Below are 3,677 nucleotides of genomic sequence, written 5' to 3' on the forward strand. Positions count from 1 at the left end.
CGCGCTGAGACCCGTCGATGGGCCCCACCGCGAACGGTGGGGCCCTTCGACATCGTGCCCGGTGAGGCACTGGCGGAGGGTACGAGATTCGAACTCGTGAGGGGTTGCCCCCAACACGCTTTCCAAATGTTCGTACTGGGGTTCGGCGGGGGTCGTGGGCGTCATGACCTGCGACGGAGTCTGTGCATCGCCTCCCTCTGGACAGCCCCGGACGGAGGTGAATGCAACCAGGACTGCAACCACTGCTCGACTACTTACGCCCCTCCGGGCCATACCACTGGAGGGGCTGGCCGGTTACTGCGGCGATGCATTCGAAGTCGTGGTCACAGTGCAGGAGGGTAAGCCCCTGCAGCTCGGCAGTCGCTGCGACAACGAGATCGACTGCGCCTGCGCTGCGGTGCTTGCCTTGCTTGGTGAGGGCCTCCTGGACCTGCCAGGCCCGGTCGTAAGCGCGGTCGTCGACGGGGACCCAGCCGAAGAGCAGCCGTATGTCCTCGATGCCGCGTGCCCGGTCGGCGGCCGATCGGGCACTGTAGAAGAACTCCAGCTCCGTGATGGGGCACGTGGCGATCAGGCCGGCGGCCGCTGCCTGGTCCCAGCCGTACTGCTCCGCGTCGCCCCGCATGAATCGGGCGAGGGCGCTGGTGTCGATCAGGTAGAGCGCGGCGTTCACCGTCGGTAGTTCCGCTTGTCCTCGAAGAGCGTCAGATCGAACGCGCCTTCGTCGGCCGCGGCGCGCAGGCGGGTCAGGGCCAGCGCCCGCCGCCTGTTCTCCAGTACCTCGCGCAAGGCTGTGTTGACCGTCTCCTTCTTGGTGCTGGTGCCCAGGGCTTTGGCTACGTCTGCCACCAGCTCGTCATCGAGGTCAATCACTGTCCGGCTCATGCGCACCTCCCGTATATCAACTATGGAAACAACTATATCTCTCATGGTTCATCGATGTCATGGATTCACGTCGGCATGACGCCGTGGATGCGGGAGAGGGTGAAGACGCGTTCGTCTTCTCGCAGGTGGCACCAGGCTTCGAGGTAGGGCGGGTCGAGTTCGAGGCGGCTGAGGGTGCGCACTGTGCGGTTGCCTGAGGTGGCGACGTACTCGACGGTGATGGCCTGACCTGCGTCGATGGCGTGGGCGAGCTGGCGGACGTCGGTGTACGGCAGGCGCTTCGCCCATCCTGCGACGATCTCCTCGGTATCCGTGGCAAAGGGCACTCCGCCCTCGAACGGTGCTGGTTCGGGAGCCGTGGCCGGGGCGGCCAGCAGCCGGGTCGCCATCGCGCTCGGGTCGAAGGTGGCGGATCCCTTCGCCATGCTCGGGGCAGCGGTCCGGCCGCCGCCCCTCGCCCTGGAGCCGCGCGGAGCCGGAACGGCAGCGGCGGCCCGCCGAGGCCGGGGCTTCTCGATGCGTACCGTTCCCTCGTCGGTCTCGGCGACGGGGGCGTATCCCTCGGCCCGAAGAGCGTCGAGCGTCGCGTCGAGCGGGCTGCGGCTGATCAGCACCGTCGGAGCCAACTGGCGCAGCCCAAGCTTGGCGAGCTTGCGGTGGGCGGCGAGTTCGGCCAGGAGCGCGGGCTCGTCGCCGTGGAGGACGCAGGCGGCGGGGGCGACGCGTACCCGCCCGTGGCCTCGTGCGGTGTCGGCGATCAGGTACGACAGTGGCTGCGGCAGCGGCCCGGCGGCGACAGCGGCCAGGTCCGCGGTGATGTCCTCGTGGGTGCGGCCGACGTCCAGGGCCCGGCGGACGCTGCCGGGGCTGAACCGCCACACCGACGCCGCGCCACTGGTCTCCCGGTCGGCGACGGAGTCCAGGAGCGAGGCCAGCCGCGCGGACGGTGTGCCGGTGACCACGGCGGTGAGGTCGGCGCCGATCCGGGCCGTCGTGGTGGCCGAGGGCAGCAGCCGCTGGCACTCGACGCCCAGCGCCTCCGGGTCGCCGCTCCGCAGGTGGATGCCGAGGGCGGACAGGGCACCTCGCGCGAGTACGCCGAGGAGTTCGGCCTCGCGGATCATGGTGGCGAAGGGCGTTCCGTCCTGGGGCGAGGAGTCGGCGAACGGACGGTGCCAGGCGATCAGGGGCCCCAGGTCCGACGGGACCCGCACGCCGTGCCCTGCCGGGAGCCGCGCGGCTGCGGCCAGCAGCCCGTGGCGGGCCTGCACACAGCCGTCGCAGGGCGGTGCGCCGCCGAGCGCGGGGAGTGCTTTGTTGTCCTCGTCGCGTGTCTGGGTGGGGGTGAGCGGCAGGTTCCGCCATGCCTGGAGCAGTACGGCGAACTGCTCAGGGGGTTCCTGTTCCGCCCAGGCGTCGTAAGCCTCGGTGGGTGCCACGCGGTCGCCGTCCCGGGCCATCAGGCCGGCGGCGTACGCGGTTTCCAGGGTGAGGCGTACGACGGCGTCGTCGGCCTGGGCGGCCTTGCCGATCCATGCCAGTTCACGCGCACCGATCCCGCCGGACTTCAGCCGGGCCGGCGCGGTCGTCGAGCAGGCTGACAGGACCGAGGCGGCACCGGCGGCGAATGCCGAGGCGGCGGCTGACGCTTCGCGGTCCACGTCCACTGGGGCGACGGACACCCATCCCACGGGAGGCGGGACGGGTTGGAACGGGGCGTGCCAGCCGGGCCCGCGCAGCGCGAGTGCCACCTCGGCGGGCATACGGGCCGGACCGTGGCGGTGACGGTCCTGGGTCAGGAGTCCTCGGTCCAGTGCCCATCGAGCGCCCGGTTCGGGATCGGGGCCCGGACTCCCGAACATGATGAACCGCGCGGGCCTCGCGGGCCCAGCCCCCGCTCGGCCTTCCAGCAGCTTCCGGGTCGCCGCAGGGGCCTTGGCGACCGCGGAGAGGATGCGCTCCTGGTCGCTGTGGTGTTCCACGAGCGCGGCCAGCCGCTGCGACTTGGTGCCCGGCGGCTTGACGCCCAGTGCCGCCAGCATGCCGCGCAGCTCGTCGGAGGTCGTGCCCGTGAGCAGTTCCTCCAGCGGGGCATCCAGACCCAGGGGCGCGTCCCATGCGTGCCGCAACGCTCCGGCCATGCGGAGCTTCCCCGCGCCGTCAAACCAGACCAGAGCATGATCGGCCAGAGCCTCCAGTGCGGCGCCCAGCTCGCGGGCGGATTCGCCGTCCGCCGCTTCCAGCAGCTCCGCCAGGGCATCGCGCGACGCGGGCGCGCGCAGTGCCGCCAGCGCTTCGGCCACCTGGAGGTGTGGCAGCGCGAGCCGCGGCAGGGCAAGCGCTACCGATCCCGGGCGCTGAAGGCGGTCGGCCAGTTCCCCCACCGAGCGCGGCTCCGGAGTGGCCGCCGCGTCCCTCCTCGTCTCGAGCACGCGTGCCAGGCGAGAGCCGTCGAGGCCACCCAGCCAAGTCGCCAGCGTCGATCGGGACTTCATACCGGGGCACCTCGCGGGATCAGGACCATGGCAGCGGGGAGACCCGCCGCGGGTTTCAAGGATGTCGCACCCCTATGATCCGCAGATGCCGTACGGGGCAGGACTCCCCCGTTGGTGGGCGCCGGCATCAGCGAGGCCGCGGGAGTGGGGCCCAGTTACCCGAAACATCCGAATTAGGGGCGTATAAACGCGACCAGAAATGCAACCAGAGCACGACGAGAAGCGGAGCCCCACAATTAGGGGCGGCTTATAGATTACCCAAGTGAGGCGACAGCGCAGGGTGCGGGGATGGAAAAC

3 protein-coding genes are annotated in these 3,677 nt (G+C 70.7%); all 3 read right to left on the bottom strand.

Annotation, left to right across the window (positions count from 1 at the left end; all coding sequences use genetic code 11):
* Nucleotides 1-250 precede the first annotated feature (250 nt).
* Nucleotides 251-673 (bottom strand): PIN domain nuclease, encoded by a 423-nt coding sequence (locus ABZ281_RS42205; RefSeq protein ID WP_356663297.1) that lies wholly within the window; start codon nt 671-673, stop codon nt 251-253.
* Complete coding sequence (locus tag ABZ281_RS42210; RefSeq protein ID WP_079428878.1) at nt 670-885, bottom strand: type II toxin-antitoxin system VapB family antitoxin; 216 nt, start codon at nt 883-885, stop codon at nt 670-672. Before ABZ281_RS42210 ends, ABZ281_RS42205 begins: the two co-directional genes overlap by 4 nt.
* A gap of 65 nt (nt 886-950) precedes the next feature.
* Entirely contained in the window at nt 951-3,380 is a 2,430-nt protein-coding gene (locus ABZ281_RS42215) for a helicase C-terminal domain-containing protein (RefSeq protein ID WP_356663300.1), read from the bottom strand.
* Nucleotides 3,381-3,677 lie beyond the last annotated feature (297 nt).

Origin of the sequence: Streptomyces sp. NPDC006265, assembly GCF_040613555.1 — a bacterium.
Taxonomy (GTDB): Bacteria; Actinomycetota; Actinomycetes; order Streptomycetales; family Streptomycetaceae; genus Streptomyces.

What these genes read in the sequence shown, in the direction of transcription:
- ABZ281_RS42215 (WP_356663300.1), bottom strand. Translation starts at nt 3,380, where the DNA reads ATGAAGTCCCGATCGACGCTGGCGACTTGGCTGGGTGGCCTCGACGGC.
- ABZ281_RS42210 (WP_079428878.1), bottom strand. Translation starts at nt 885, where the DNA reads ATGAGCCGGACAGTGATTGACCTCGATGACGAGCTGGTGGCAGACGTA.